This is a genomic window from Angustibacter speluncae (assembly GCF_054777815.1).
Map to the genome: position 1 here is coordinate 1 of NZ_BAAHAF010000102.1, position 21,900 is coordinate 21,900.

The window sequence follows — 21,900 nt, forward strand, 5'->3', positions numbered from 1 at the left end:
CCGCCACCGCGCTGGTGCGCGACCCGGCACGCGCCCGCGACCTGGTCGCGCTGGGGGAGCGGATCGGCGTCCCGGTGCGCACCGCCCCGCTGGCGGACGCTCCCCGCGCCGCCGAGGGCGCCGCGCTGGTCGTGAGCACGCTGCCCGCCCGGGCCGCCGACGACGTCCGCCCCGTCCCCGCGCCGGGCGCGGTGCTCCTCGACGTGGTCTACGACCCGTGGCCGACCGAGCTGGCCGCCAGGTGGGAGCGAGGCGGCGGCGTGGTCGTCCCCGGCTCGCGGATGCTGCTGCACCAGGCCGTCGCCCAGGTCGTGCTCATGACCGGGCGGACGCCCGACGTCGCGGCGATGGCGGCCGCGCTGCCCTGACTCCCGGTCCCTCGCGGAGGCCCGCTCCTCCGGACGGGTGACCGCCGGACGACGGCTGCGCGTCACAGGTCGTGGCGGCGCTCTGCCGGACGGGTGCGACATGGCGCTCAAGGCGTGGTCGGTACCGTCCGATACGGGACGCATGGCAGCGCCCCGAACCTCGTCGACGCCCTCTCCGGCGATCCTCGTGCTCCTCGACCCGCAGCCGCGCGACGGCGACGCCGACCGCCCCCAGGGGGGTCGGACGTGAGCGCCCCCGTGCGCCAGTTCGTCGACATCCTCCTGGAGGACGGCCTGGTCACCGAGGACCAGCTGGTCGCGGCGTTCGAGGTGCACGAGGAGGAGGGGCGGCCCCTCGGCCGCGTCCTGGTCGACCAGGGCCTGCTCACCGAGGGCCAGCTCGTCGCCGCCCTGGCCGAGCAGATCGGCCTCGGCTTCGTCGACCTGACCGAGGCGCCCGTCGACGCGACCGCCGTCGCGAAGGTGCCGCCGGCTATCTGCCGCCGCCACACCGTCCTGCCGATCGGGTTCGACGAGGGCAAGCTCGTGGTGGCGATGGCCGACCCGGGCAACGTCTTCGCGCTCGACGACATCCGCCAGCTGACCCGGATGGAGCCGCAGCCGGTCGTCGCCACCCGCGACGACCTGATCGCCGCGATCAACCGGTTCTGCCGCGCCGACGACGAGCTCGACGAGCTCAGCGCGACCATGTCCGACGACGACCTGGGCGGGGAGGACCTCGGCAAGCTGACCGAGGTCGTCGAGGACGCCCCGATCGTCAAGTACGTGAACCTGCTGATCACCCAGGCGATCCAGGACCGCGCCTCCGACATCCACATCGAGCCGGCCGAGCACGAGCTGCGCATCCGCTACCGCATCGACGGCGTGCTGCACGAGGTGATGAAGTCGCCGAAGCAGATCGCGGGCGGTGTCACCTCGCGGCTGAAGATCATGTCCGACATCGACATCGCCGAGCGGCGCATCCCGCAGGACGGCCGCCTGTCGGTCAACCACCAGGGCAAGAAGATCGACCTGCGCGTCGCGACCCTGCCCACCGTGTGGGGCGAGAAGGTCGTCATGCGGGTGCTCGACAACTCGACCGCGCGGCTGGACCTGCAGGACCTCGGCTTCTCGGAGTCGAACTTCCGGCGCTACAAGGAGTCCTACGTCAAGCCGTACGGGATGATCCTGGTGACCGGCCCGACCGGTTCCGGCAAGTCGACCACCCTGTACTCGACGCTGAACATCGTCTCCAAGCCGGAGATCAACGTCATCACCGTCGAGGACCCGGTCGAGTACCGCCTCCCGGGCATCAACCAGGTGCAGGTGAACGTCAAGGCGGGCCTGACGTTCGCGGCGGCCTTGCGCTCGATCCTGCGCTCGGACCCCGACGTCGTCCTCATCGGTGAGATCCGCGACCACGAGACCGCCCAGATCGCGGTCGAGGCGGCCCTCACCGGCCACCTCGTGCTCTCGACGCTGCACACCAACGACGCGCCGTCGGCGATCACCCGCCTCACCGAGATGGGCATCGAGCCCTTCCTGGTCGGCTCGGCCCTCGACTCCGTGCTCGCCCAGCGGCTCGCCCGCCGGCTGTGCTCGAAGTGCAAGGAGGAGTACCAGCCCACCGAGCAGGAGCTGATCAGCGCCAAGTTCCCGTGGCTGCCCTCCGAGCCGGTGCCGACGCTGCACCGTCCGGTCGGCTGCTCCTCGTGCGCCCGCACCGGCTACAAGGGCCGACTGGCGCTGCACGAGGTGATGACGGTCAGCGAGGAGATCGAGAAGCTGGCCGTGGGTCGGGCATCGTCCGCCGAGGTCGAGAAGGTCGCGCACAGCCAGGGGATGATCTCGCTGCGCGACGACGGCTGGGCCAAGGTCGCCGCCGGCGTCACCTCCATCGAGGAGATCCTGCGCGTCGTCGCCTGACGACGTGGCCCGAACGGCTCAAGCCCCACGGGGCGGACGCCGATGGAAACCACGAACCAGGTCCGCCCGTCGGGGGACCGGCACACCGCGTGACGCGAGAGGGAGTCCCGTGACCGACGCCTACCAGCCGCAGAGCTTCGCCTTCCGCGACCAGCTCGGCGCGCCCGCCCCGGACGCACCGGCTGCACCGGGCGCGTCCCTGGCCGGCGCGCACGCCGCGCCGACCCCGGCGCCCCCGACGATGAAGAACCCGGCGGTCGGGGCGCCGCAGCCGCGTCCCGAGGTCTCGCCGAAGATCCCCGGCGCGGGTCGCGCCGCCTCCGGCACCGTCGACCTGTCGACCCAGGACGTGCACCTGGCCGACATGCTCGACGAGATGCTGCAGCTAGGCGCTTCCGACCTGCACCTGACCGCCGGCGCCCACCCGATGGTGCGCGTGCGCGGTGAGCTCGACCCACTGGAGCAGTTCCCCGTGCTCGAGCGCGAGCAGCTGCAGCTGATGCTGTACGCGATCCTGACCCAGAAGCAGCGCGACAAGTTCGAGTCCGAGCTCGAGCTCGACCTGTCGTACGCCCTGCCGGGTCGCTCGCGGTTCCGCGTGAACATCTACCGCCAGCGCGAGGCCGTCGGCGCCGCGTTCCGCGTGATCCCGTACGAGATCAAGGCGCTCGAGGACCTCGGCGTCCCGCCGTCGGTCGCGAACTTCGCGGGCCTGCCGCGCGGCATGGTGCTCGTCACCGGCCCCACGGGCTCGGGCAAGTCCACCACCCTCGCCTCGCTCATCGACCTGGCCAACCGCACCCGCGCCGGCCACATCATGACGGTCGAGGACCCGATCGAGTTCCTGCACAAGCACAAGCGCTCGCTCATCAACCAGCGCGAGGTGGGGGAGGACACCCACTCGTTCGCCAACGCGCTCAAGCACGTGCTGCGCCAGGACCCCGACATCATCCTGGTCGGCGAGATGCGCGACCTGGAGACGATCTCGGTGGCGCTGACCGCCGCCGAGACCGGTCACCTGGTCTTCGCCACCCTGCACACCCAGGACGCCGCCCAGACGATCGACCGCGTCATCGACGTGTTCCCGCCGGAGCAGCAGCAGCAGGTCCGCGTCATGCTGTCCGGCTCGATCCAGGGCGTGGTCTGCCAGACCCTGTGCAAGACGGCGGACGGCCGCGGCCGCGTCGTCGCCACCGAGGTCCTCCAGGCGACCCCCGCGATCCGCAACCTGATCCGCGAGGGCAAGACGCACCAGATCTACTCCGCGATGCAGGCCGGTGCCAAGCACGGCATGCACACGATGGACCAGCACCTGGCCGAGCTCGTCCGGACCAACAGGATCAGCTACGAGCAGGGCCTGGAGAAGTGCCACCACGTCGAGGACTTCAAGCGCCTCACCGGCCGGGCCTGAGAGGCGACCTACCCATGGCAACTGCGACGAAGACGTTCGAATACCAGGTCCGTGACCGGGGCGGCAAGGTCGTCACCGGCAAGCTGGAGGGGCCGAGCCAGACGGCCGTCGTCTCCAAGCTCAAGGAGATGGGCTACGCCCCGCTGGCGGTCTCGGAGACCAGGAGCGGCGGGCTCAACGCCGAGATCAACCTCCCGGGCAGCAACAAGGTCAAGCTCAAGGACCTGGCGATCATGGCGCGCCAGTTCGCGACGATGATCAACTCCGGCCTGTCGCTGCTGCGCTCGCTGACCATCCTGGCCGAGCAGACCGAGAGCAAGGGCCTGAAGACGGCGCTGACCGGTGTCCGCAACGACGTCGAGACCGGGCAGTCGCTCTCCACGGCGCTGGCTCAGCACCCGCGGGTCTTCCCGCCGCTGATGATCAACATGTGCCGCGCCGGTGAGGTCGGTGGCTTCCTCGATGCCGTGCTGCTGCAGATTGCCGAGAACTACGAGGCAGAGGTCAAGCTCCGCAGCAAGATCAAGTCGGCGATGACCTATCCCACGGTCGTCTTCGTCATCGCCATCCTGGCCGTCGTCGGCATGCTGCTGTTCATCGTCCCGGTGTTCGCCGGCATGTTCGAGAACCTCGGCGGCGAGCTCCCGGGTCCGACCAAGGTCCTGGTGTTCCTCTCCGAGGCGATGAAGATCGTCGCGCCGGTCGGCCTCGTCGTCGGCATCGTGGGCGCGGTGCTCTGGGGCCGGTTCAAGCACGACGAGCGAGTGCGCAAGATCGTCGACCCGACGATGCTGCGCCTGCCCGTCTTCGGCCAGCTGTTCCAGAAGGTCGCCCTGAGCCGGTTTTCCCGCAACCTCGGCACCATGCTCCGATCCGGCGTGCCCATCCTGCAGTCGCTGGAGATCGTGGGGGAGACCTCGGGCAACGTCGTCATCGAGAAGGCGACGAGCGACGTCCAGGAGTCGGTCCGCAAGGGCGAGTCGCTCGCCGGCCCGCTCGCCGACCACAAGGTCTTCCCGCCGATGATGGTGCAGATGCTCGCCGTCGGTGAGGACACCGGCGCGATGGACACCATGCTGCACAAGCTGAGCGACTTCTACGACCAGGAGGTCGAGGCCACCACCGAGGCCCTCACGAGCCTCATCGAGCCGCTCATGATCGCGGTACTCGGCTCGATCATCGGCGCGATGATCATCGCCCTGTACATGCCCATCTTCAAGGTGTTCGAGCTCATCTCCTGAGCAGGACCCGGACGACGGCAACCCCGTCGCCGCTGCACCATCCCGACGACCCCGGCCGCACCGGCCGGGGTCGTCGGCGTGCTGGGTCGACCGGTGTGGCGCCGCTGCCGCTGGCACGACCGTGACCGCCCGGATCGGGGCTGCGCACGCCGGCGCCCTGACCAGGGTCGAGGCGCCCTCGCACCGTCTGGCTGAGCCGGCGCGACGGCTCCGCTGATGGTCCTCTCCGTGCTGCGCCTCACCCACACGACGCAGCCGGAAAACTCGTGCGCGCAAGCGCTAAAGGTCGGTGCGTGCTTCCCGATACCTCACTTGTCAAACGAGCCGGACTCCGAAGCGGGCGGCTCACCGATCAGATCGAAGGGGAGCGCAGAAATGCTCGCTCGCATCCGCAAGTCCATGGAGGAGAAGGACCAGGGCTTCACCCTGATCGAGCTCCTCGTCGTCATGATCATCATCGGCATCCTCGCCGCGATCGCCATCCCGGTCTTCCTGAACCAGCGCAAGAAGGCGGTCGACACCGCCGCTCGCTCGGACGTCTCCACCCTGGGCAAGGAGATCGCGACCTACTACGTCGACAACACCGCTGCCGTCCCGGCGATCACCATCAACAGCGGCCGGTACGAGCTGGGCACCACGCCGGCGCAGGACCTGGGCAAGGTCTCCACGGGCGTCTCGGCCCCGACCATCACCCCGGCCGCCGCGAGCCGCACCAGCCAGAACTGGTGCGTCCAGCTGACCGTCACCGGTGGCACCGTCACCAACGTGTCGTACTCGGCTACCAACGGTCTCCAGAACACCACCTGCTGACCCTGCTTCGCCTCGAGGCGGTGCCTCCCGCGAGGGAGGCACCGCCTCTGCCGTTTCCGGCGCCCGCAGCACGACCCGAACGCACGACCGACCGAAAGGGGAGGCGACCGACCATGCTGGCTCGCATCCGCAAGTCCGTGGAGGACAAGGACCAGGGCTTCACCCTGATCGAGCTCCTCGTCGTCATGATCATCATCGGCATCCTCGCCGCGATCGCCATCCCGGTCTTCCTGAACCAGCGCAAGAAGGCGGTCGACACCGCCGCTCGCTCGGACGTCTCCACACTGGGCAAGGAGATCGCGACCTACTACGTCGACAACACGGCCGCCGTGCCGGCGATCTCCATCACGGGCACGCCCGGTCGCTACTCCCTCGGCACCACGCCGGCGCAGGACCTGGGCAAGGTCTCCACGGGCGTCTCGGCCCCGACCATCACCCCGGCCGCCGCGAGCCGCACCAGCCAGAACTGGTGCGTCCAGCTGACCGTCACTGGTGGCACTGTCAGCACCGTGTCGTACTCGGCCACCAACGGCCTGCAGAACGTCGCCTGCCCCTGATCCTCGGGACCGGCACGACGACGGGCGGCACCCCTCGGGGCCGCCCGTCGTGGCGTCAAGGTCGATCACGGTCCGTCACCACCCGTCGGGAGGATCCAGGCTCGGGGCCGCGCCGACGATGTACCCAGCGTGACCACCGCATCGACCATCACCGCACGCGATCCGCGCGACGACGGGTTCACGCTGATCGAGCTGCTCGTCGTCATGATCGTGATCGGCGTCCTCGCCGGCATCGCCCTCCCCCTGTTCCTGAGCCAGCGCGAGCGCGCCCAGGACACCGCGACCCAGGCCGACGTCTCCAAGCTCGGCAAGGAGGTCGCCACCCTGTGGGAGGCCGGCGCAGCCGCCCCGGCGATCAGCACCACCGCCGCGACGGGGCGGTACACCTTCCAGTCCGGTGCCTCCTCCATCGACCTCGGGCGCAGCAGCCCGGACGTCGAGCTCGCCACGCAGTTCTACTCGAGCACGTCGGCCTGGTGCGTCTCCGCGACGAACGCACGGGGTGACGCCGCCGTCGCCGGTTACAAGTACACGGCCACCGGCGGCCTCCAGAAGGGGACCTGCAGCAGCGCGACCGGGTGACCGCGCCTCGGTGCGCTTCCCCCTGACGCCGTGCACGTCGGTGCTCAAGCCGACGTGCGGACCTGCCGACACCTCCTGCAGGACCTCGACCGAGAAGGACGCCGTGAACCTCACGAACCCTCCGCGCGCGCGCCGCCGCACCGCCTCTGGGCGGAACGGCGGGCTGACGCTGCGCGACCGCCTCGACGCGGTCCGGACGAGCGGCGAGGACGGGCTGTCCCTCGTCGAGGTCGTCGTGGCGATGGTCGTCTTCGCCGTGATGGCCGCAGCGGCGCTCGGCGTGGTGGTGCGCACCACGGGCGTCGCGAGCGCAAACGCCAGTCGGGTCGCCGCCGCGAACCTCGCCACGATGCAGATCGAGGCCGCCCGCAGCCAGCTGGCGATCCAACTGCCGGACGGCACCACGACCCGCACCGAGACGGTCGGCGGGACCACGTACACGATCAGCCAGACGGCCAGCTACACCACGCAGGACACGACGACCAACTTGTGCGCCGGTTCGGCCGGCAAGCTCGCCCACAAGCTCGTCACGGTCACGGTGACCTGGCCCGGCATGGGTAACATCCGGCCCGTCCGCGCCGACACCGTGCGGGCGCTCGGCGTCGGCGACGAGGGGCTGGACGAGGCCACGGGCGCCCTGGCCGTCGGTGTGAAGAACGCGACCGGCGACCCGGTCGGCGGTGTCACCGTGACGTTGTCCCCGGGTGGCACCACCTTCACGACAGGCCCTGACGGCTGCGCCGTCTTCGTGGGGCTGGCTGCCGCGGCCGGCGGCACCGACTACACCGCATCCGTCAACCAGGTGGGCTACGTCGGGCAGCTGAACACCCAGGCCGTGTCGGTCGTGCAGGGCGTCACGCGCGGCACGGTCTCGGTGACGAGCCTGTCCTACGAGCCGTCGCGCACCCTCACCGTGGCGACCTCCCAGCCCTCGGGTTACACGCCGGTCAACGGCATCCCGATCGGCATCCGGAGCAGCTTCACCAGCTCGGGCCGCGTCCTGCCGACCTGCGGCACCGGTACCGCGTGCGCCACCGGCCTGCCCGGCCAGGTGCGCAACATCTACCCGGCGACCTACGACGTGTGGGCGGGCAACTGCACCACCCACCCGCGGCCGTCCGGCACGTTCAGCACCGTCGACGCCAGCCCCGCCGGCGCGACGACCACGGTCCCGCTCGGCGGTCTGCGTGTCCGGCGCACCAGTACCGCGTTGCTCGTCCCCGACGGCTCGACCGTTCGCGTGACGACGCAGAGCGCGGGAGGCTGCACGGCCGGCCAGACCTACGACCTGCCCGCGCTGGCCTCGGGCAACAGCCGCGGTGCGCTACCGCCCGGGACGTACACGGTCCGGGTCACGAACGCGCTCAACGTCGTGGTGTTCACCAAGACGGACGTCGTCATCACGGCCGGTGGCCAGGAGGAGGTCACCCCGTGATCGGTTCCCTGCGAGCACGTCTCGCCCGTGTGCACGGCGACGAGGGTGTGAGCCTGCCTGAGCTGCTGGTGACGATGGGTCTGGCCGCGATCGTGCTGACCGCGCTCGCCGCGGTCTTCGTCAACACGATGGAGTCGGTGCGCTTCGTGACCACGAAGACGTCGACCACCAACGACGCCCGGATCGCGATGGAGGCCATGTCGCGCTCGCTGCGCGTCGCCGTGATCCCCAAGGGGGAGACCTCTGCACTGGTGTCCGCGCAGGCCGGCAGCGTCGAGTTCTACGCCAGCCTGGCGCGGTCGACGACGCAGTCCAGCGAGATCCCGACCAAGCTGCGCTACGCCTACAACCCGACCACGCGCTGCCTCGAGGAGACCCAGGTCGTCGCGACCCCGCGGGTCGGCGACCCAGCGCGGCCTTACCAGTGGACGTCCGCAGGCGCCACGAAGTGCCTGATCCGCACGAACGCGGCGCCGCAGTTCAGCTACTACACCGACGGCCGGATCACCGACGACCTCGGCGCGACCGTCGCGCCGCTGGCGGTCCCGTCCGGCGGGCTGGCGCTCGCCGACCGGCAGCGCGTCGTCAGCGTCCGCGTGACCATCGTGGTCCAGGACCCTGGCGCGACCGAGGTCCCCGGCACCCTGACCGTCAACCGCGTGACGCTGGTGAACGTCCAGACTGCGGCGAGCCTCGGAGGATGAACGTGACCGGAGTGTTCCGACGGCTGCGAGTCGTCCGCGGCAGCGGAGACGAGGGTGTCGCCCTGCCCATGGTCCTGGGGACGATGTTCGTCCTCACGACGTTCCTGCTGACCTCGCTCGCGGTGGTGCTCAACAACATGGCGCCCGCGCGGTCCGACCAGGACTCGCGAGCCGCGGTCGCGGCCGCGCAGGCCGGCATCGATGAGTACATCTCCCGGCTGAGCTCGACCTCCGGCAACTACTGGGAGAAGGGCAACACCGACCCGACCAACCCCGCCTTCGACGAGAACGGGGCGACCCCGGGCTGCGGTACTGGCGGGCGTCGGCTCCCCGGCACCGGTGGAGCGGGTGCGCTGTTCTGCTACCGGGTCACCACGTCGCTGTCGACGACGGCGCAGCAGGGCTACATCGACCTCGAGGCCACCGGCGTTTCCACGCCCGCCAACGGTCAGCGGCCCGTCACCCGGGAGCTCACCGCCAAGCTGCGCCCCGAGGGCTTCATCGACTACATCTACTTCACCGACATCGAGGTCACCGACCCCGAGCTCAACCGCAACCGCGCGTACGTCAACGGGAACTACGACTCCGGCGGCTACATCTTCTACCCGGACCCCGACCAGGTGAAGGCGATCTGCGACCAGCACTACTACGCGAACGCCGGCAAGCCCGGCCGCGCGGCCCAGACCTCGGGCGGGTACGTCAGCTACACCAGCAGCTCGAGCCGCCCCTACTACCGCGTCTCGGCGTCGAACCCCGACCCGGACAACTGGGAGCGGCGCACGAACTCGGCGACCATCCAGTTCCAGTGCGGCGAGATCCAGTGGACCGGCGGTGACGTGGTCAACGGGCCGCTGCACAGCAACGACGCCCTGCAGATCAACGGCCCGGTGAACTTCACCAACGCGCGCACCGAGACCAGCTGGAACAAGGGCGGTACCGACCTGTGGTGGGGCACCAGCGCGCCGGTCGGCAACAAGCCCGTCTACGACGCGACGGACAGCCTGCCGGACGCCAACACGGACCTGCTGCAGTACGTCCAGCCGAAGAAGGACTCGAGCAGCAACACGAACCGGCCGGGCTGCATGTACAGCGGTCAGACCCGCATCAAGTTCGAGGGCACGAAGATGAAGGTGCTCAGCCCCTTCACCAACCGCGCCGGCACCCCGTCGACCTGCCTCAACACGGCCAACCGCGCCAACGAGCAGACCCTCGACATCCCTCCGGTCATCTACGTGGAGTCGACGACGGGGAGCTGCTCGACCGCGAACAAGCCGGTCGGGTACCCGCGGAGCAACGAGGACACCTCCTCGACCCGTCGGACCACCGACTACAACCCCTGCCGCGGCACGGTCCTGGTGGAGGGCAACGTCGACGGCCAGGTCACCATCGCGGCCGACGAGGACATCGTGGTCACCGCCGACCTCACCGTCGAGGACGAGCTCGAGTCGGACGTGATCGGCCTGCTCGCCGACAACTACGTCTGGGTGTACCACCCGGTGAAGTCCGACGGATCGAACCTGCTCGCCTACTCCGACGCTGTGCGCAACGTCGAGGCCGCGATCCTCTCCCTGCGGCACAGTTTCGTCGTCCAGAACTGGAACACCGGCGGCAAGCTGAGCACCGGCACCAGCGAGGCGTCGAAGCTGCGGGTCTGGGGCGCGATCGCCCAGAAGTACCGCGGGCCGGTCGGTACCGGCAGCGGTTCGGGTGACCCCTCGACCGGCTACCTGAAGAACTACATCTACGACAGCCGGCTCCAGGTGCTCCAGCCGCCGTACTTCCTCACGCCCAAGAACGCACCGTGGCGGGCCGTCCAGGTCACCGACGGGTGATCGGCGGAGCCGATCCGCTCGGCGGGCGTCGTCGCCGCTAGGCTCGGTCGTCGTGCTCGGGATGACCCTCGTGATCGTGGCCGTCCTCGGCCTGGCCATCGGCTCCTTCCTGAACGTCGTCATCTGGCGCGTTCCGCGGGGGGAGTCGGTGGTCAGCCCACCAAGCGCCTGCCCCTCCTGCGGTCACGAGATCACGCCGCGGGACAACGTCCCGGTGCTGAGCTGGCTGCTGCTCGGCGGTCAGTGCCGGCACTGCCACGAGCGCATCAGCGTGCGTTACCCCCTGGTGGAGGCAGGCACAGCGGCGTTCTTCGTCGTCGTGGCACTCCGGTTCGGGCCCTCGTGGGAGCTTCCCGCGTTCCTCTACCTGGCTGCCATCACGGTCGCCCTGGCGCTCATCGACATCGACGTGCGACGGCTGCCCAACGCGATCGTCCTCCCGAGCTACCCGGTGGCGGCCGTCCTCCTCGTCGGCGCCGCCTTGCTGCAGGGTGAGCCGGGTACCGCGATACGAGCGGTTCTCGCCGGACTGGCGCTCTACGCCGTGTACTTCGTCCTGGCGTTCATCTACCCGGCCGGAATGGGCTTCGGCGACGTGAAGCTCGCCGGCGTGCTGGGGCTCTACCTCGGCTACCTCGGGTGGGGCGAGGTGGTCGTGGGGTGGTTCCTCGGCTTCCTCGTGGGTGGGCTCGGTGGCGCTGTGCTCATCGTGCTGCGGCGCGCCGGTCGCAAGTCCAAGATCCCCTTCGGTCCGTACATGCTGGTCGGCGCATGGCTCTCCGTGCTCGCCGCCGAGCCGATGATCGACTGGTACCTCGGCCTGAGCGGCATCCGCTGATCCGTCCTGCGCCCGACGCGCGCCCTGTCCGCCCACGTCGCGTCGCGCACGGACGGGCCCGATCGGCGCATCGGCCGCTGGGCCGAACTCGTCCCCGCTGACGGCTCAAGGCGGTGCCCCTTCGCCCCGATGAGGGACAGGACGGCTCCGTCCGGGGCCGCGAGACGAAGGGGACGTGACGTGGCAGCAACCGCCATCGGTCTCGACATCGGCACCTCCGGGGTCCGGGCGGCCGAGCTGTCGTTCGGCAAGGCTGGGGTGACGCTCGAGAAGTTCGGGCAGGTCGCCCTGCCCGAGGGCGCCGTCCGCGACGGAGAGGTGCTCGACGGCCCCGCCGTCACCGCCGCCGTCCGCCAGCTCTGGGCCGCGACCAAGTTCAGCCACAAGAAGGTCGTGCTCGGGGTGGCCAACCAGCGCGTCGTCGTGCGCCAGGTCGACCTGCCGGCGATGCCGGCCGACGAGCTGCGCAAGTCGCTGCCGTTCCAGGTGCAGGACTACCTGCCCATGCCGGTCGAGGATGCCGTGCTCGACTTCCACGCCGTCGAGACGGTGCGGTCCGACAGCGGCGACCAGCTGCGCGGCCTTTTGGTCGCGGCCTCCCGCGAGACCGTGATGGCGAACGTGCGCGCGACCCAGGCCGCCGGCCTCAAGGTCAGCATGGTCGACCTCACGTCGTTCGCGGTCCTGCGCTCGGTCGGCGTCCGCCGTGACGCCGAGGTCGAGACCGAGGCGCTCATCGACATCGGCGCGAAGGTCACGAACATCGTGGTCCACGCCGACGGTGTCCCGCGCTTCGTGCGCATCCTGCTCATGGGCGGCCAGGACATCACCGACTCGGTCGCCGAGAAGCTCGGCGTCCCGCTATCCGAGGCCGAGGGCATCAAGCAGAGCCTGGGTCTGGTCGGTGCCGGTGGCGAGTACGAGCGCGCCTCGCGCGTCGTCGACTCGGTCGCGCAGAACTTCCTCGACGAGATCCGCGGCTCGCTCGACTACTACGCCGCCTCCAACCCTGCCTACCCGATCGACCGCGTCGTCGTGTCCGGTGGTGGCAGCCAGCTCCTCGGCCTGGCCGAGCGTCTCACGGCCACCACCCGGTTCGACGTGGTGGCCGGCAACCCGATCTCGACGCTACGGGTGGGCCGCACCGGCCTGTCGCCCGAGCAGCTGTCGTTCGTCCAGCCCCTGGCCGCCGTGCCCGTGGGTCTCGCGCTGGGAGCCGTGTGATGGCCATCGACATGGACAAGTCCGCTGCGGTCGCGTCGACCGCCCTCTCGTCGGGCTACGCGGTCCCGCGTGTCAACCTGCTGCCGCCGGAGATCCTCGCGGAGCGGCGACTGCGTCGCACCCAGCTGGGCCTTGCGGCCGTCGTCCTCGCGGTCACGGGTCTGGTGGCAGGTGGCTTCGTGCTGTCCGCCGCGTCGGTCGCCCAGGCGGAGGACGCCCTTGCCGACGAGCAGTCCGTCACCAACGACCTGCTCGCCGAGCAGGCGAAGTACTCCGAGGTCCCGAAGGTCATCGCCGAGGTCGAGGCCGCGCAGGCCGGACGCGAGACGGCCATGAGCAGCGACGTGCTGTGGTTCGACTATCTGTCCCACCTGTCCGCGTCGTATCCCGAGAACGTCTGGGTGAAGGACCTGACCGTGACGGCCGCGCCGGCTAGCGCCACCGCGGTCCCGGACCCGACGGGTCTCGTCACGCCTGGCATCGCCACGATCTCCGTCAGCGGTACCGCCCGCTCGCACGACGACGTCGCCGCCTGGCTCGACGTCCTCGACGCCACTCCCGGCTTCGCCGACGCGACGTACTCCGTCGCCGCCCGGAACGACATCGAGACCACGGCACTCGTCGACTTCAGCTCGACGGTGACCGTCACCGAGGACGCGCTGTCCCACCGCTTCGAGAGCAAGGACTCCGGACGATGAACACCGCCAGCCCCCGCCTGTGGATCGTGGCCACCGCGGTCCTGTGCGCGGCCGTCGTGGCCGCTGGGTGGTTCCTGCTCATCTCGCCCCAGCGGGCGGAGGCCGCGCAGCTCGACGAGCAGCGTGCACAGCTCGAGCAGAGCAACGCCCTCCTCCAGGTCCAGATCGACGAGCTCATCGTGCAGAACGAGAAGCTCCCCGAGCTGAAGGACGAGCTCGCCAAGGTCCGTACGGCCATGCCGGCCGACGTCCGCCTGGCTGCGCTCACCCGCGACCTGCAGCGGATCGCCTCCGAGACCGGTGTCGTGCTCAAGTCCGTCGCCCCGGGCACCCCGGCCCAGGTGATGGCGATCATCGAGACCCCGGCCCCCGCTGCGCCTGCCGGAACCGAGGGCGCGACCACGACCGAGGCAGCGCCCGCTGCCCCCGTCGCGGTCCCCGGTCTCAACCAGGTCGGCGTGAACATCGAGATCCAGGGCAGCTTCGAGAACGCTCGGCGCTTCCTCGAGGGCGTGCAGACCTCGCTCGGCCGTGACTACCTGGTCGACGGTGCCGTCGTGACGGCCCTCGAGCCGGCCGACGCGGTCGGCGCGATGCCCGCGGCGGTCAACGGCGACGTCACGCTCGCACTCAGCGGCCGGGTCTTCGTCCTCACCAACGCCACCGACGCAGCGGCCGCTCCGGCCGCCACCGACGGTGCGTCGGCCGCCCCTGCCGCCACCACCGACAACTGAGCCGGGAGAAACGTCATGACCACCAGTCCCTTCGGGGCCCCGTCCTCCTTCGGTTCCCACGCCGAGCCCGAGCCGGCTGACGCCGTGACGTCGTCGGGCTCCGGCGGTCGCTCGCGAGTCGTGCTGTACTCCCTCGGCGGCGTCGCGGCTGTCGCCGCCGTCGGAGCCGGCGCCTTCTTCATGCTGGGCGGTCAGGACGAGGCGGCGGACGACTCCGCCGCCCCTCCCGCCCCGGTCACCGGCACCGACGAGCTCGTCGATGAGCCGGCGGTCGAGCAGGAGCAGGGCCCGGTCCTGGTCACCGCTGCCTCGCGGAACCCCTTCGCGGCGCAGGTGCTGCCTGGCGGCGGCGGCGCCGCCGCCACCGCGCCGGAGACCCAGACGTCGAGCAGCGGTGGCGGCACGTCCGCGGGCGGCGGCTCCTCGTCGGGCGGCTCGTCGTCCGGCGGCTCGTCGTCCGGCGGTTCGGGCAGCAGCGCCGAGTCGGCCGCGATCGACGCCGCGCTGGTGGCAGAGATCGAGCGGCTGCAGAACGAGATCTCGGGCATCCAGACCCAGATCAAGCAGCTGCAGACCGCAGGCGGCGGGAAGAGCAACCAGGCGCAGGTCGACGCCCTCCAGGCCCGCCTGGACAGCCTGACCTCGCAGCTGCAGGACCTCGTGGGCGCCCTGCCGGTGACCGTCGTCTTCACCTCGGCCGCCGGCGACGCCACCACCAACAGCGCGGTGTTCTCCACCAGCTCGGGCGGCGTCATCGCCAACTTCGACCCGGTCAGCGAGGGCCAGGAGATCACCTCCGGTGGCGGCGCCCAGGGCACGGGCATCACCTACCTCGACGGCGTCGACCTCGACGCCAACGGCACGGTCGACATGGCCAAGCTGTCCTACGGCGGCCTGGTCTACCGGGTGTACCTCGGCGAGGCCGTCCTGATCCACGTCGGCTGACCTCCGCCGGCACCGCACGTCCCCGACGGGGGCGCCCACCACGTGGGCGCCCCCGTCGGCGCGTCCGGGCACCGTGGGAGGATCGGCGCCATGCTGCGCTGGCTCACGGCGGGGGAGTCCCACGGCCCCGCACTCATCGGGGTGCTGGAGGGCCTCCCGGCCGGGGTCGGGGTCACCAGCCACGACGTCCAGGGGGCGCTGGCCCGTCGCCGGCTCGGCTACGGCCGCGGCGCCCGGATGAAGTTCGAGGCCGACCAGGTCACGCTGCTGGGCGGCGTGCGGCACGGCCTCACCCAGGGCGGCCCGGTGGCGGTCCAGGTCGCCAACACCGAGTGGCCGAAGTGGGAGACGGTGATGTCGGCCGACCCCGTCGACCCCGAGGTGCTCGCCGCGCAGGCGCGCAACGCGCCGCTCACCCGCCCGCGTCCCGGTCACGCCGACCTGGTCGGCATGCAGAAGTACGGCTTCGACGACGCGCGGCCGGTGCTCGAGCGCGCCTCGGCGCGCGAGACCGCGGCCAGGGTCGCGCTCGGCGAGGTGGCCTCGCGGTTCCTCGCGCAGGCGCTCGGGGTCGGGCTGGTGAGCCACACCGTGGCGATCGGGACGGTCAGCGTCCCCGACGACGCGCCGCTGCCCCTGCCGTCCGACGTCGACGCGCTCGACGCCGACCCGGTGCGCTGCCACCACGGGCCGACGTCGGCGGCCATGGTCGACGAGATCGAGCTCTGCAAGAAGGAGGGCGACACCCTGGGTGGGGTCGTCGAGGTGCTCGCCTACGGGCTGCCGCCGGGCCTGGGCTCGCACGTGCACTGGGACCGCCGCCTCGACAGCCGTCTCGCCGGCGCGCTGATGGGCGTCCAGGCGATCAAGGGCGTCGAGGTGGGCGACGGCTTCCGCACCGCCGCGCGCCGCGGCTCGCAGGCGCACGACGAGATCGAGCACGGCCCGGAGGGCCTGCGCCGCCGCACCGACCGCGCCGGCGGGGTCGAGGGCGGCATGAGCACCGGCGGCGTGCTGCGGGTGCGCGCGGCGATGAAGCCGATCTCGACCGTGCCCCGCGCCCTCGACACCGTCGACGTCGCCACCGGCGAGAAGGCGGTCGCGATCAACCAGCGTTCCGACGTGTGCGCCGTGCCCGCCGCGGGCGTGGTGGCCGAGGCGATGGTCGCGCTCGTCCTCGCCGACGCCGCGGTCGAGAAGCTCGGCGGCGACAGCGTCGACGAGGTGCGTCGCAACCTGCGCTCCTACCTCGACGCCATCCCCGAGGTGATGCGGTGAGCACGCAGCGCCTGGTGCTCGTCGGCCCCATGGGGTCGGGCAAGAGCACCGTCGGCCAGGTCCTCGCCGAGCGCTGGCAGGTGCCCTTCGACGACACCGACGTCCGCGTGGAAGCCGCTGCAGGCAAGGCGATCTCGGACATCTTCCTCGAGGACGGCGAGGACGCCTTCCGCGCCCTGGAGCGCACGGCGGTCGCCGCGGCGGTGGGCGAGCCGGGCCCGCGCGTCGTCTCGCTCGGCGGCGGGTCGGTGCTCGACCCCGCCAGCCAGGCCGACCTGCGGCAGGCGGCCGACGAGGGCACCGCGGTCGTGTTCCTCGACGTCGGCGTCGCCGACGCCTCGCGGCGGGTCGGGCTGAACGTCAGCCGTCCGCTGCTGATCGGCAACCCACGGGCGCAGTGGATCTCGCTGATGAACCAGCGCCGTGGCACCTACGAGGCGCTGGCCACCCACACGGTGCTCACCGACGGGCTCACGCCCGACGAGGTGGCTGACCGCGTCGACGCGCTGCTGACCGGAGGACCGTCGTGAGCGACCCCACACGCATCACGGTCGGCGGCGACCAGCCGTACGACGTCGTGGTGGGCACGGGCCTCCTCGGCGAGCTGCCCGGCCTGCTGGGCGACGGCGTGCAGCGCGTGCTGGTCGTGCACCCCAAGGCGCTCGCCGCCACGGGCGAGGCCGTCCGGGAGGACCTGTCCGACAGCGGGTTCGAGGCGTTCCTCGCCGAGGTGCCGGACGCCGAGGAGGCCAAGCACGTCACCGTCGCCGCCTTCCTCTGGCAGGTGCTCGGGCAGGCCGGCTTCACGCGGTCCGACGCCGTCGTCGCCGTCGGCGGGGGAGCGGTCACCGACCTGGCCGGCTTCGTCGCCGCCACCTGGCTGCGCGGCGTGCGGGTCGTCCACGTCCCCACGACCCTGCTCGGGATGGTCGACGCCGCGGTCGGCGGCAAGACCGGGATCAACACCGCCGAGGGCAAGAACCTGGTCGGGTCGTTCCACCCGCCGGCCGGCGTGCTCTGCGACCTCGGGACGCTGGCGACGCTGCCGCGCCACGACCTGCTGGCCGGCATGGCCGAGGTGGTGAAGTGCGGGTTCGTGGCCGACCCGGTGATCCTCGACCTGGTCGAGGCCGACCCCGAGGCGGTGGCCGACCCGGCGTCCACCGTGGTGCGCGAGCTGGTCGAGCGGTCGGTGCGGGTCAAGGCCGACGTCGTCGGTCAGGACCTCAAGGAGTCGGGGCTGCGCGAGGTGCTCAACTACGGGCACACTCTGGGGCACGCCATCGAGCTGGTCGAGCGCTACCAGTGGAGGCACGGCGCCGCGGTCAGCGTCGGCATGGTGTTCGCCGCCGAGCTGTCGCGGCTGGCCGGGCGCCTGCCGGAGCCCGTCGCCGACCGGCACCGCTCCGTGCTCGGCTCGCTGGGGCTGCCGCTGACCTACCGCGGCGACCGCTGGCCGCAGCTGCTCGACGGCATGCGGCGCGACAAGAAGACCCGCGGCGACCTGCTGCGCTTCGTCGTGCTCGACGACCTCGCCCGCCCCGGTCGCCTCGAGGGCCCCGACCCGGCCCTGCTGCAGGCCGCCTACGCCGAGGTCTCCCGGTAACGACGCCCGACGCGGCCGGCGAAGCCGTCGAGCGCCGACAGCACCTCCGGCGCGCGCCAGATCCGGTTGCGCCGCCGGTCGGTCGACTCGACCAGCACCTGCGCCTCGACCAGCAGGTCGAGGTACCGGTAGACGTTCGACGGGGCGATCCCGAGCGCCTCGGCGGTCGTCGGTGCCGTGAGCACCGGCTGGCGCAGTGCGAGCGCGGCCACCTGCCAGACGGCCGACGTCCGCCGGGCGCGGACGCGCTCGTCCCACCCGGCGCGCACCGAGCGCAGGTCGGCCACGAGCACGCGCCCGTTGGCGAGCGACTCCAGCGCCGCCTCGGCCACGCGCAGGACGATCTGCTCGACGTCGCCGTCGCGGTAGGCCTCCAGCGCGGCGAAGTAGCCGCGGGTGTCGGCGAGCAGGCCTGCTGACACCGGCACGGTGACGTTCACCGTCAGGCCCTTGTGCCGCAACAGGGAGTGCACGAGCGCCCGCCCGGTGCGTCCGTTGCCGTCGGGGAACGGGTGGATGGTCTCGAACTGCGCGTGGGCCACCGCGATCAGCGGCAGGGCGGGGAGGTCGGTGCGACGGGAGAAGCGGACCAGGTCGTCGACCAGGGCCGGCACCTCCTCGTGCCGCGGCCCCACGTAGGCCGCCTCGTGCGGGCCGATCGACGTGCCACCGATCCACACCGGCTGGGTGCGCCAGCGGCCCGCGATCCGCGGGGCGGACTCGCCCAGGAGCGCCTCGTGCATCGCCAGCAGCGTGCCCGACGACACCTCGTCGGCGAGAGCGATCGCGGCGTCCATGGCACGTGCGTTCGCCACGACGAGCGAGGCGTTCGTCCGGTCGCGGACGCCCACCTCCGCCTCGGCGACCGCACGGGCGGACGCGGTCAGGTGCTCGATCTGGGAGCTGGCGGCCGCCTCGGACCGCAGCAGGAGGGCGGAGAACGGTGCGACGTCGGCACCGAGGTGCTCGTCGAAGCGCGTGATCTCGACGACCGCCTCCTCGACCACGGCCATCGCGGCCCCGGGGAGCGCCAGCTCGACGTCCGCGATCGGCGGGACGACCGCGCCGCGGTACGGGCCTCTGTGACGGAGCCGCAGACGGCGGGACGCGGCCTCCCAGGCCTCGCCCGGGGCCCACGGGACGGACTCGGTGGTCACCACCGGCCAGGACGCCACGGGTGCTCCTCCTGCTGAGAACACGATGCCATCATGTTATCAGCAAGAGGTCTACCTGATGGGAGGTGGGTGGGGTCTTCTCACGTGCGCGATTCGGTGCCCCGTGACCCCCGACGGTACGATCGCCCGCGAACCCCGACGACTCTGCGGGCACCGCCGTGCCCACCCGACGAAAGCGACGCGCGCAGTGGCCTCCACGAACGACCTGAAGAACGGCATGGTGCTCAACCTCGACAACCAGCTCTGGTCGGTGGTCGAGTTCCAGCACGTCAAGCCCGGCAAGGGCCCGGCGTTCGTGCGCACCAAGCTCAAGGCCGTGCTGAGCGGCAAGGTCGTCGACAAGACCTTCAACGCGGGCACCAAGGTCGAGACGGCCAACGTCGACAAGCGCGACATGACGTTCTCCTACAAGGAGGGCGACGACTTCGTGTTCATGGACTCGTCCACGTACGACTTCCAGCACATCAGCGCCGCGACGGTCGGCGACGCCGCCAACTTCATGCTCGAGAACCAGACCGCGGTCGTGGCGATGCACGAGGGCACCCCGCTGTACGTCGAGCTGCCCACCTCGGTCGTCCTCGAGATCACCTACACCGAGCCGGGTCTGCAGGGCGACCGCTCCACCGGCGGCACCAAGCCCGCGACGCTCGAGACCGGCTACCAGATCGCGGTGCCGCTGTTCCTCGAGACCGGCACCAAGGTCAAGGTCGACACCCGCACCGGCGACTACCTCGGTCGCGTGAACTGACCTTGGCCGCCAGGTCGAAGGCCCGCAAGCGCGCGCTGGACGTGCTGTTCGAGGCCGACCAGCGCGGGCTCGACCCGGTGCAGGTGCTGGCGCAGCGGCTCCCGGCCGCCGACCCGCCCGTGCCCGAGTACGCCGTCACCCTGGTCGAGGGCGTCGTCGCGCACCGCGAGCGCATCGACGAGCTGCTCAGCACCTACTCGCAGGGGTGGACGCTCGACCGGATGCCCGCGGTCGACCGCACGATCCTGCGGCTCGGCCTGTTCGAGCTGCTCTGGGCCGACGACGTCCCCGACGCCGTCGCGGTCGACGAGGCCGTCGAGCTCGCCAAGTCGCTCAGCACCGACGACTCCCCGTCGTTCGTCAACGGCCTGCTCGGCCGGCTCGTCCGGATGAAGCCCACCCTGCTCGTCTGAGGTCCCGCCGGATCTGCCGGATGTACAGGACCGGGGCGAGATCGAGGCGCTGACGCCCCTCTGCTGCGCACTCGGTGGTCACCACCGCAGGCCGCGCTCGCGCAGCGCGTCCTCGACGCGGCGGACGAGTGCCGTGCGGCCGTGGGTGAGGTCGCGGGCCACGGCGACGAGCACCTTCCAGCCGTGGCGCTCGGCGACGTCGCGCCGGGCGTCGTCGCGCGAGCGTCCGCCAGGTGTCGACCTCCGGCACCACGCGCACCCCGCGCCGCCGCTGCACGGTCGGCGGCGCCGGGCCGACGACGACGCGGACGCCCTCCACCCGCGGCCGGGACGCGCCCGAGGGAACCCGGACGACCAGGGGACGGACGGGGTCGACCCGCCGGGGGAGCGGCAGGTCGTGCAGTGCCGCTGCGGTGACGCCGTCGAACACGGCGTGCGCGGGCAGCACCAGGTCGGCCGCGCGGCAGTCGAGGTCGAGGCCGGGTGGCGCCGCGGCCGCGACGCGGACGCCGCGCCGTGGCACCCGCAGCACCGGGCTGCGCAGGTCGTCGGTGCTCAGGCCGGCAGCACGGCCCTCGGCGACCGTGAACGGCCGAGCGGCCAGGTGGGCGGGCAGGACCAGGCGGGGGTGCACGGGCAGCACGCTCGCTGGTGCGGAACGCGGTGCGGGTGGGGTCCGGGCGATCTGTGGACGACCGGACGCCCCGGGCCGGGCTGTGGACGACGCCCCGGTGGGCACGACAGGGGCGTCAGCGGCGGCTGCTCGCCCCGGTCCTGCACATCCGGCGCGGCGCGGGGGTCAGTCGGCGGGCGCGACGGCGCGGCGGGCGTCGGGGTTGAGGACGCTCCAGCCGACGAGCTGCTCGACCAGCGCGACCGGCGTGACGTCGTAGATGACCGCGAGGGTGCGCAGGTCCTCGGCGCGGATCGACAGGCTGGAGGCCCCGGACTCGCCGCGCTGCTCCAGGATCGTCTGGGCGTAGCGCTCGAGCGGCTGGGCGGCCTCCGGCGGCGCCTGGGCCAGCCGGTCGAGGTCGAGCACCAGGCGCGGGGGAGCGGCAGCGGCCTCGCTCGGCGAGGTCTCGGGCAGCAGCGAGGCGACCGGCACCTCGTAGAACTCGGCCAGCTCGGCGAGGCGCTGCACGGTGATGGCGCGGTCGCCGCGCTCGTACGAGCCCACCACCACCGCCTTCCAGCGACCCGTGGATCGCTGCTCCACGCCCTGCAGCGACAGGCCCGCGGTCGTGCGCACCGCGCGCAGCTGCGCGCCGAGTGCCTTGGCGTACTCGCTCATGGTGGTCCTCACTCTGCGTCCCGGAACGTGCGACAACGATCACGCACAGTGACCGGAAGGTCAAGCGTGGCACACCGAGCG

At 71.6% G+C, this 21,900-nt stretch carries 21 protein-coding genes and 1 pseudogene; 20 read left to right on the forward strand and 2 right to left on the reverse strand.

Going from position 1 to position 21,900, the window contains the following annotated elements; translation table 11 throughout:
* From ACYVKY_RS12790 to aroB, 18 genes and pseudogenes are all read left to right on the forward strand, one after another.
* Window positions 1–368: pseudogene (locus ACYVKY_RS12790) on the forward strand (shikimate dehydrogenase); the annotation flags it as partial.
* A gap of 258 nt (window positions 369–626) precedes the next feature.
* On the forward strand, window positions 627–2,294 hold the full coding sequence (locus tag ACYVKY_RS12795; protein WP_460435410.1) for a GspE/PulE family protein: 1,668 nt from the start codon (window positions 627–629) through the stop codon (window positions 2,292–2,294).
* 109 nt (window positions 2,295–2,403) lie between these two features.
* A complete protein-coding gene (locus tag ACYVKY_RS12800; protein ID WP_460435376.1) occupies window positions 2,404–3,705 on the forward strand; it encodes a type IV pilus twitching motility protein PilT in 1,302 nt (433 codons plus the stop codon).
* Between the two features lie 14 nt (window positions 3,706–3,719).
* Window positions 3,720–4,946: a type II secretion system F family protein gene (locus tag ACYVKY_RS12805; protein ID WP_460435377.1), complete on the forward strand. Its 1,227-nt coding sequence runs from the start codon at window positions 3,720–3,722 to the stop codon at window positions 4,944–4,946.
* 375 nt (window positions 4,947–5,321) lie between these two features.
* Window positions 5,322–5,756, forward strand: coding sequence for a prepilin-type N-terminal cleavage/methylation domain-containing protein (locus ACYVKY_RS12810; RefSeq protein WP_460435378.1), 435 nt, complete (start codon window positions 5,322–5,324; stop codon window positions 5,754–5,756).
* 113 nt (window positions 5,757–5,869) lie between these two features.
* Window positions 5,870–6,313 carry a type II secretion system protein gene (locus ACYVKY_RS12815; protein WP_460435379.1) on the forward strand — a complete coding sequence of 148 codons (444 nt, stop codon included), beginning with the start codon at window positions 5,870–5,872 and terminating at the stop codon, window positions 6,311–6,313.
* A gap of 129 nt (window positions 6,314–6,442) precedes the next feature.
* Window positions 6,443–6,895 (forward strand): competence type IV pilus major pilin ComGC, encoded by a 453-nt coding sequence (locus ACYVKY_RS12820; RefSeq protein WP_460435380.1) that lies wholly within the window; start codon window positions 6,443–6,445, stop codon window positions 6,893–6,895.
* 103 nt (window positions 6,896–6,998) lie between these two features.
* On the forward strand, window positions 6,999–8,330 hold the full coding sequence (locus ACYVKY_RS12825) for a prepilin-type N-terminal cleavage/methylation domain-containing protein (protein WP_460435381.1): 1,332 nt from the start codon (window positions 6,999–7,001) through the stop codon (window positions 8,328–8,330).
* 47 nt (window positions 8,331–8,377) lie between these two features.
* Entirely contained in the window at window positions 8,378–9,034 is a 657-nt protein-coding gene (locus ACYVKY_RS12830; protein ID WP_460435382.1) for a PilW family protein, read from the forward strand.
* A complete protein-coding gene (locus ACYVKY_RS12835) occupies window positions 9,031–10,866 on the forward strand; it encodes a hypothetical protein (protein WP_460435383.1) in 1,836 nt (611 codons plus the stop codon). Before ACYVKY_RS12830 ends, ACYVKY_RS12835 begins: the two co-directional genes overlap by 4 nt.
* Before the next feature lie 61 nt (window positions 10,867–10,927).
* The gene (locus ACYVKY_RS12840) at window positions 10,928–11,704 is read left to right on the forward strand and encodes a prepilin peptidase (protein ID WP_460435411.1); all 777 of its coding nucleotides are present in this window, start codon (window positions 10,928–10,930) and stop codon (window positions 11,702–11,704) included.
* A gap of 180 nt (window positions 11,705–11,884) precedes the next feature.
* On the forward strand, window positions 11,885–12,928 hold the full coding sequence (pilM, locus tag ACYVKY_RS12845; protein ID WP_460435384.1) for a type IV pilus assembly protein PilM: 1,044 nt from the start codon (window positions 11,885–11,887) through the stop codon (window positions 12,926–12,928).
* Complete coding sequence (locus tag ACYVKY_RS12850; protein ID WP_460435385.1) at window positions 12,928–13,626, forward strand: PilN domain-containing protein; 699 nt, start codon at window positions 12,928–12,930, stop codon at window positions 13,624–13,626. The genes pilM and ACYVKY_RS12850 overlap by 1 nt, the downstream gene beginning before the upstream one ends.
* Window positions 13,623–14,360 (forward strand): hypothetical protein, encoded by a 738-nt coding sequence (locus ACYVKY_RS12855; RefSeq protein ID WP_460435386.1) that lies wholly within the window; start codon window positions 13,623–13,625, stop codon window positions 14,358–14,360. The genes ACYVKY_RS12850 and ACYVKY_RS12855 overlap by 4 nt, the downstream gene beginning before the upstream one ends.
* Window positions 14,361–14,375: 15 nt before the next feature.
* Window positions 14,376–15,305: a hypothetical protein gene (locus ACYVKY_RS12860; protein ID WP_460435387.1), complete on the forward strand. Its 930-nt coding sequence runs from the start codon at window positions 14,376–14,378 to the stop codon at window positions 15,303–15,305.
* Window positions 15,306–15,395: 90 nt separating this feature from the next.
* Entirely contained in the window at window positions 15,396–16,583 is a 1,188-nt protein-coding gene (aroC, locus tag ACYVKY_RS12865) for a chorismate synthase (protein ID WP_460435388.1), read from the forward strand.
* A complete protein-coding gene (locus ACYVKY_RS12870; RefSeq protein WP_460435389.1) occupies window positions 16,580–17,113 on the forward strand; it encodes a shikimate kinase in 534 nt (177 codons plus the stop codon). The genes aroC and ACYVKY_RS12870 overlap by 4 nt, the downstream gene beginning before the upstream one ends.
* Window positions 17,110–18,189 carry a 3-dehydroquinate synthase family protein gene (gene aroB, locus ACYVKY_RS12875; RefSeq protein ID WP_460435390.1) on the forward strand — a complete coding sequence of 360 codons (1,080 nt, stop codon included), beginning with the start codon at window positions 17,110–17,112 and terminating at the stop codon, window positions 18,187–18,189. Before ACYVKY_RS12870 ends, aroB begins: the two co-directional genes overlap by 4 nt.
* On the opposite strand, the gene ACYVKY_RS12880 is transcribed toward aroB, so the two are convergent.
* On the reverse strand, window positions 18,168–19,364 hold the full coding sequence (locus tag ACYVKY_RS12880; RefSeq protein ID WP_460435391.1) for a Fic family protein: 1,197 nt from the start codon (window positions 19,362–19,364) through the stop codon (window positions 18,168–18,170). The genes aroB and ACYVKY_RS12880 overlap by 22 nt on opposite strands.
* A 187-nt stretch (window positions 19,365–19,551) precedes the next feature.
* On the opposite strand from ACYVKY_RS12880, the gene efp reads away from it, so the two are divergent.
* Both efp and nusB read left to right on the forward strand, forming a co-directional pair.
* The gene (efp, locus tag ACYVKY_RS12885) at window positions 19,552–20,112 is read left to right on the forward strand and encodes an elongation factor P (protein ID WP_460435392.1); all 561 of its coding nucleotides are present in this window, start codon (window positions 19,552–19,554) and stop codon (window positions 20,110–20,112) included.
* Window positions 20,113–20,114: 2 nt separating this feature from the next.
* Window positions 20,115–20,525 (forward strand): transcription antitermination protein NusB, encoded by a 411-nt coding sequence (nusB, locus tag ACYVKY_RS12890; RefSeq protein WP_460435393.1) that lies wholly within the window; start codon window positions 20,115–20,117, stop codon window positions 20,523–20,525.
* 799 nt (window positions 20,526–21,324) lie between these two features.
* Here nusB and ACYVKY_RS12895 read toward each other — a convergent pair.
* Entirely contained in the window at window positions 21,325–21,819 is a 495-nt protein-coding gene (locus ACYVKY_RS12895) for a transcriptional regulator (protein ID WP_460435394.1), read from the reverse strand.
* Window positions 21,820–21,900: the final 81 nt, after the last annotated feature.

Bases quoted from the DNA above. Each gene is read 5' to 3' on its own strand.
- ACYVKY_RS12805 (WP_460435377.1), top strand. From the start codon at position 3,720: ATGGCAACTGCGACGAAGACGTTCGAATACCAGGTCCGTGACCGGGGC.
- ACYVKY_RS12810 (WP_460435378.1), top strand. From the start codon at position 5,322: ATGCTCGCTCGCATCCGCAAGTCCATGGAGGAGAAGGACCAGGGCTTC.
- ACYVKY_RS12815 (WP_460435379.1), top strand. From the start codon at position 5,870: ATGCTGGCTCGCATCCGCAAGTCCGTGGAGGACAAGGACCAGGGCTTC.
- ACYVKY_RS12835 (WP_460435383.1), top strand. From the start codon at position 9,031: ATGAACGTGACCGGAGTGTTCCGACGGCTGCGAGTCGTCCGCGGCAGC.
- ACYVKY_RS12840 (WP_460435411.1), top strand. From the start codon at position 10,928: ATGACCCTCGTGATCGTGGCCGTCCTCGGCCTGGCCATCGGCTCCTTC.
- ACYVKY_RS12850 (WP_460435385.1), top strand. From the start codon at position 12,928: ATGGCCATCGACATGGACAAGTCCGCTGCGGTCGCGTCGACCGCCCTC.
- ACYVKY_RS12855 (WP_460435386.1), top strand. From the start codon at position 13,623: ATGAACACCGCCAGCCCCCGCCTGTGGATCGTGGCCACCGCGGTCCTG.
- ACYVKY_RS12860 (WP_460435387.1), top strand. From the start codon at position 14,376: ATGACCACCAGTCCCTTCGGGGCCCCGTCCTCCTTCGGTTCCCACGCC.
- aroC (WP_460435388.1), top strand. From the start codon at position 15,396: ATGCTGCGCTGGCTCACGGCGGGGGAGTCCCACGGCCCCGCACTCATC.
- ACYVKY_RS12895 (WP_460435394.1), bottom strand. From the start codon at position 21,819: ATGAGCGAGTACGCCAAGGCACTCGGCGCGCAGCTGCGCGCGGTGCGC.